Source organism: Streptomyces sp. NPDC056347, from assembly GCF_042262625.1.
In the GTDB taxonomy this organism is placed as follows: Bacteria; Actinomycetota; Actinomycetes; order Streptomycetales; family Streptomycetaceae; genus Streptomyces.
Genome location: NZ_JBHJQP010000280.1, coordinates 1 through 6,423 on the forward strand (window position 1 = coordinate 1; position 6,423 = coordinate 6,423).

The following is a 6,423-nucleotide window of genomic DNA, read 5'->3' on the forward strand; positions in this document are numbered from 1 at the left end:
CGAGCCACCTGCGCGCCCGGTTCCGGGGAAAAGGAAGAAGCGCCCGGAACCGATCGGTTCCGGGCGCTTCCGCGTCGTACGGGCGTGACTACGAGGCGGCGCCCACGACGTCGCGCTCCTCGGCGAAGTGGCAGGCCGACTCGTGCGCCGCGGGGGTGTCGGAGCCCTTGAAGCGCTCGGGAACGGCCAGCAGCGGCAGTTCCGTGGAGCACTTGTCCTGGGCCTTCCAGCACCGGGTGCGGAAGCGGCAGCCGGACGGCGGGTTCGCCGGCGAGGGGACGTCACCGGTGAGGATGATCCGCTCGCCGCGCTCACGGGCCTCGGGGTCCGGGACCGGGACCGCCGACAGCAGCGCCTGGGTGTAGGGGTGCGTCGGGTGGTCGTAGATCTCGGTGTCCGTGCCGATCTCGGCCATCTTGCCGAGGTACATCACGCCGACCCGGTCGGAGATGTGCCGGACGATCGACAGGTCGTGCGCGATGAAGAGGTAGGACAGGTTGAACTCGTCCTGGAGCTTCTCCATCAGGTTGATGACCTGCGCCTGCACCGATACGTCGAGCGCGGAGACCGGCTCGTCGCAGATGATGATCTCCGGGTTGAGCGCGAGGCCGCGGGCGATCCCGATGCGCTGGCGCTGGCCGCCGGAGAACTGGTGCGGGTAGCGGTTGATGTACTCCGGGTTGAGGCCGACGACGTCCAGGAGCTCCTGGACCTTGGCCCGCCGGTCGCCCTTCGGGGCCACCTCGGGGTGGATGTCGAAGGGCTCGCCGATGATGTCGCCGACCGTCATGCGGGGGTTGAGCGAGGTGTACGGGTCCTGGAACACCATCTGGATGTTCCGGCGGACCGCCTTCAGCGCGCGGCCGGACAGCTTGGTGATGTCCTGGCCCTTGTAGAAGACCTCGCCCGCGGTCGCCGTCTCCAGCGTCATCAGCAGCTTGGCGACGGTGGACTTGCCACAGCCGGACTCGCCGACGATGCCGAGGGTCTCGCCCTGGTAGAGGTCGAAGGAGACCCCGTCCACGGCCTTGACCGCGCCGACCTGCCGCTTGAACAGGATGCCCTGGCTCAGCGGGAAGTGCTTGACCAGATTGCGCACCTGGAGGATCGGCTCACCGCGCTCCACCGGCGCCTCGATCGCGGCGACCGCCGCCGTGTCGTCGGAGGCGTCGACCGTGACGACCTCGGTGACGTTCGGGGTGGCGTCCATGGAACCGTCCGTCTTGTCGTTCTCAGCCATGGATCGTCTCCTTCCAGAAGTGGCACGCGCTGCCGCGGCCGGGCAGCTCGGAGCCGTCCTGCTCGGTCACCGTGACCAGCTTGGGGATCTCCGTGCGGCAGATGTCCTCCGCCTTGGGGCAGCGCGGGTTGAAGGCGCAGCCCGAGGGGATCTTGAGCAGGTTGGGCGGCAGGCCCTTGATCGCGTAGAGCTCCTGGCCCTTCTGGTCGAGCCGCGGGATCGAGTCGAGCAGGCCGCGGGTGTACGGGTGCGCGGGCCGCTTGTACAGCTCGTGCACCGGTGCCGTCTCCACGATCCGGCCCGCGTACATGACCGCGATCTTGTCCGCGACGTCGGCGACGACGCCGAGGTCGTGGGTGATCAGGATCAGACCCATGTTGAACTCGGTCTGGAGCTCCTTGAGGAGGTCCATGACCTGGGCCTGGACCGTCACGTCGAGCGCGGTGGTCGGCTCGTCCGCGATGATCAGGTCCGGCTCCAGCGCCAGGGCCATGGCGATCATGATGCGCTGGCGCATACCGCCGGAGAACTGGTGCGGGTAGTCGCCGACGCGCTGCCTGGCGGCGGGGATCTTGACCCGGTCCATCAGCTCGATGGCCTTGGCCTTGGCCTCCTTGCGGGAGAGACCCTGGTGGACCCGGAACATCTCGCCGAGCTGGTAGCCGACCGAGAGCACGGGGTTCAGCGAGGAGAGCGCGTCCTGGAAGATCATCGCGATCTTCTGGCCGCGGATCTTCCGCCGCTCCTCGTAGCTCATGGTCAGCATGTCCTGACCGCGGTAGAGGATCTGGCCCTGCGGGATCTTGCCGGGCGGCATGTCGAGGATGCCCATGATCGCCTGAGCGGTCACGGACTTGCCGGAGCCGGACTCGCCGAGCACGGCGAGGGTCTCGCCCGAGTCCACGCTGTAGTTCACACCGTTGACGGCCTTGGCGACGCCGTCACGGGTGTGGAACTCCACGTGGAGGTCACGCACCTCCAGGAGCGGGGTGCTGTCCGGTCCTCCGGCGCCGGGCGCCGGGCTGTCTGCTGTCTTGTCCGTGTTGGTCACGTCGTACGCCCTCCTCAGCGCAGCTTCGGGTCGAGGGCGTCGCGGACCGCGTCGCCGAGCATGATGAACGCGAAGACCGTGAGGCTGAGCATTCCGGCGGGGAACAGCAGCGCGTGCGGGTTGTCGCGGATGGCCTGGCTGCCCTCGGCGATGTCGATGCCCCACGAAATCGTCGGGTCGGCGAGGCCGAGTCCGAGGAAGGAGAGCGTCGCCTCGGCCGAGATGTACCCGCCGAGCGCGATGGTGGCCACGACGATCGTCGGGGCGAGCGCGTTCGGGAGGACGTGCCGGAAGAGGATGCGCGGGGTACCGGCGCCGAGCGCCCGTGCCGCCGTCACGTAGTCCGCCTGCTTGGCCGTGATGACGGAGGACCGCATCACTCGGCAGATCGAGGTCCAGCCCAGGAAGGCCAGGGCCAGGATCACCACGTAGACCTTGCGGTCGGTGAAGGCGTTCAGGACGACCATCGCACCGAGCAGGAAGGGGATGCCGAAGAAGATGTCGGTGACCCGGGAGATGACCGAGTCGAGCCAGCCGCCGAAGTAGCCGGCGAGCATGCCGAGCAGGCCGCCGACCAGGGTGACCGCGGCGGTGACGCCGACGCCGACCAGGATCGAGGCACGGGTGCCGTAGATGACACGGGCGTAGATCGAGCGGCCCTGGCCGTCGTAGCCGAACCAGTCGGGCTTGAAGAAGTGCCCCAGCTCCGGCTTGGTCAGGAAGTGGTTGGTCAGGTCGCCGTCGCGCGGGTCCGCACCGGTGAACAGGCCGGGGAACGCCGCGATGATCAGCAGGAGGACCAGCAGGACCGAGGAGATCCAGAACATCGGGCGGTGACGCAGGTCGAACCAGGCGTCGCCCCAGAGACTGCGCGGCTTCTCCTGCTTCTTGGCCTCGGCCGCGGGCGCGGCGGCCTCGGCCACCGCTTCGGTCTGGGTCTTGGTCGCGTCAGGCATACCGGATCCTCGGGTCCAGGACCGCGTACAGCAGGTCGACAAGCAGGTTGATCACAAGGATGACGAGGACGAAGACCGTGACGACGCCGACGATCGTGGAGCCCTCGCGCTGCTGGAGCGCCTTGAAGAGCAGGTTCCCGACACCCTGGACGTTGAAGATGCCCTCGGTGACGACCGCGCCGCCGATGAAGCCGCCGATGTCCGTACCCAGGAAGGTGACGACGGGGATCAGCGAGTTGCGCAGCAGGTGGACGCCGATGATGCGGCGCCGCGGCAGGCCCTTGGCCATGGCGGTGCGCATGTAGTCGGCGCGCAGGTTCTCCGCGAAGGTGGTGCGGGTCAGCCGTGCCACGTACGCCATGGAGAGCATGGCGAGGACGAAGCCCGGCAGGAACAATTGCGCGTAGTCCGTCGAGTCCTGGACGTTCGGTGCCACCCAGCCGAGCTGGTCCGCGAGGACGAAGCGGGCGAGGAAGCCGAGCACGAACACCGGGATCGAGATGACGATCAGGGTGAAGATCAGCACGCCGGTGTCGGCGGCCTTGCCGGCCCGCAGACCGGCCCAGGCGCCGAGCCCGATGCCGACGATGATCTCGATGATCATGGCTACGGCGGTCAGCCGCAGGGTCACCGGGAAGGACTCGGACATCTCGTCGATGACCTGGCGACCACCGAAGGTCTTGCCGAAGTCACCCTGGAAGAGATTGCCCATGTAGTCGATGTACTGCTTCCACAGGGGCTGGTCGAGTCCGAACTCATGGCGAAGCGACGCGACCTGTGCGGGGTCTGCCGCCTTGTCTCCCCACATCGCCCGGATTGGGTCACCGGGAAGGATGTGGACCATAAGGAAAATAATCAGAGTGGTCCCGATGAAAACCGGGATCATCTGGAGCAGTCGCCTTGCGACGTAACGCCCCATCATGCCTCCATGCCGTGAGGGGTCGGCGATGGCCTACTCAGAGTTGTCTCCGCCGCGGGGGTGTGGGGGAGAAGCCCCGGGGCCGACGCCTACGGGCCGGTCCCGCCGCCCTCTTCGAGGAGGAGCGGCGGAACCGGCCGTCGGATCCCGATGGTTACTTCTTGGCCTTCACCTGGACGTCGGTGAAGATGGGGTCGCCGTCCTGGCCGTAAACGATCTTGCCGAAGACGTTCTCCGACTGGCCCGAGTTGACCTTGTAGAACCACAGCGGGATGGCCGGCATGTCGTTCTTCAGGAGCTGCTCGGCCTCCTGGTACATCTTCACGGTCTCGTCCAGCGTCTTGGCCTTGTCGGCCTTCGAGGCGAGCTCGTCGAACGCCTTGTTGGAGTAGCCCGAGGTGTTACCGGCGGCCGTGGTGCCGTACAGGTCGCGCATGAAGTTCGAGTTGACCGGGTAGTCGAGCACCCAGCCACCGCGGTACATGGACTTGACCTGCTTGTTGTCGCGGGCGTTCAGGTCCGCCTGGAAGTCCGGCTTCGAGTCGCCGACGCACTCGATGCCGGTGGCCTTGCGGATGCTGTTGCAGACCGCGTCGACCCACGGCTTGTGGGACTGGTCGGCGTTGAACTGGATCGAGATCTTCTTGCCCGGGACGCCGCCGCCCTCTTCGATGAGCTTCTTGGCCTGGGCCGGGTCGTACTTGGTGACGTCACCGAGGGCACCGGGCTTGTAGCCGAGCACGCCGCGGGCGACGAAGGAGTCGGCCGGGGTACGGGTGCCGTGGAGCACGGTCTTGGTGATCGTGTCACGGTCGATCGCCATCGACAGACCCTGGATGACCTTGGGGTCGATGCCCTTGAACTGCTTGGTGTAGAACGCCGGGACGATCGACTGCACCGCGGAGTACTCGGAGTCGATGGCGCGGTCGCCGAGGTCCTGCTTGTAGCTGGTCAGCGACGTCGTCGGGATCTGCTCGATCCAGTCGAGGTTGTTCGACCGGAGGTCCGAGTAGGCCGCGTCGGCGGTGGTGTAGTTCTTGAAGTCGATGCCACCGTTCTTGGCCTTGTTCGGGCCCTGGTAGTCGTCGAACTTGCGAACCTTGATCAGCTTCTTGTGGTCCCACGAGACGAACTTGTAGGGGCCGTTGCCGATCGGCTTCTGGCCGGCGGCGGCCGGGTCCTTGAAGAAGGACTCGGGCAGCGGCGCCCAGACGTCGTAGCCGAGCTTGTACGCGAAGTACGAGACCGGGCCGTTCAGGGTGATCGTGAAGCTGTTGTCGTCGACGATCTTCAGGCCGGACATCTTGTCGGCCTTCGGCTTGCCCTTGGCCGGGTGGACATCCTCGTAGCCCTTGATGTCCTGGAACCAGCTGGAGTTGGTCTGGTTGTTCTTGACGTTGGCCGACCAGTTCCAGGAGTCCACGAAGGACTTGGAGGTGACCGTGGTGCCGTCGTGGAACTTCCAGCCGGGCTTGAGCTTGACGGTCCACACCGACGAGTCGGCGTTCGGCGTCACGGACTCGGCGTTGACGTACACGAGCTTGCCGGTGCCGGGCTCGTAGTCGACCAGGCCGGAGAAGACGGCGCGCAGGACACGGCTGCCCTGGCTCTCCTTGGCGTTGGCCGGCTGGAGCGGGTTCTGCGGCTCGCCGAGCTGAGCGGTCAGGATCCCGTTCGGGTCCGCCTTGCCCGAGTTCATGCCCTTGTCGGCGTCGTCGTTACCGCCACAGGCAGTCGCGGCCAGGGCGATGATGGCCGCACCCGCGACCCACTTGGCGCTCTTGGCACCACGCATGGGTTTCCTCCTCATGAGTCCACTTTTGACTACAAGAAGGGCACTGGAGTGATACACCGACACCCCTGACGGTGATCGTTCAGTGCCCCTAGTGTGCTCGTGAGTCGGCACTCCCCACAGTGCGTGACCCATTGACCCGAGCTCAATGGAGCCAACTATTAAGTACGACCGGGCCGTAAACCACACTTAAAGGGTCTCGGTTTAACAACATCGAGTGAGAGCGATTGCCGGAAATCCGGACAAAGCGATCTCAGACAGACACCCTCGAAACGGACTGTTAACGCAGCTTTCGGAGAGCGACGATCGATATGCGGACGGATCACCAGGGAAAACAACTGGACAGAGCCCTGTTCCGGCTGCTTGACAGCACCTCGCCAACAGCCCTCGGTTGCTGTCGCACATCCGGCGCCTCCGGCCGTCCGCTCCAGGGCATGCGAAGGGCCCGGTTCACCGTCAACCGAC

The 6,423-nt window shown here is 66.2% G+C and carries 5 protein-coding genes; all 5 read right to left on the minus strand.

The window, feature by feature from the left end; genetic code table 11:
• Positions 1-88: 88 nt before the first annotated feature.
• A complete protein-coding gene (locus ACFCV8_RS35105) occupies positions 89-1,240 on the minus strand; it encodes an ABC transporter ATP-binding protein (RefSeq protein WP_376689575.1) in 1,152 nt (383 codons plus the stop codon).
• On the minus strand, positions 1,233-2,291 hold the full coding sequence (locus ACFCV8_RS35110; protein WP_376689576.1) for an ABC transporter ATP-binding protein: 1,059 nt from the start codon (positions 2,289-2,291) through the stop codon (positions 1,233-1,235). Before ACFCV8_RS35110 ends, ACFCV8_RS35105 begins: the two co-directional genes overlap by 8 nt.
• Before the next feature lie 14 nt (positions 2,292-2,305).
• Complete coding sequence (locus tag ACFCV8_RS35115) at positions 2,306-3,247, minus strand: ABC transporter permease (RefSeq protein WP_376689577.1); 942 nt, start codon at positions 3,245-3,247, stop codon at positions 2,306-2,308.
• Entirely contained in the window at positions 3,240-4,166 is a 927-nt protein-coding gene (locus ACFCV8_RS35120; RefSeq protein WP_376689580.1) for an ABC transporter permease, read from the minus strand. Before ACFCV8_RS35120 ends, ACFCV8_RS35115 begins: the two co-directional genes overlap by 8 nt.
• A gap of 154 nt (positions 4,167-4,320) precedes the next feature.
• Entirely contained in the window at positions 4,321-5,961 is a 1,641-nt protein-coding gene (locus ACFCV8_RS35125; protein WP_376689578.1) for an ABC transporter substrate-binding protein, read from the minus strand.
• Between the last annotated feature and the right edge of the window lie 462 nt (positions 5,962-6,423).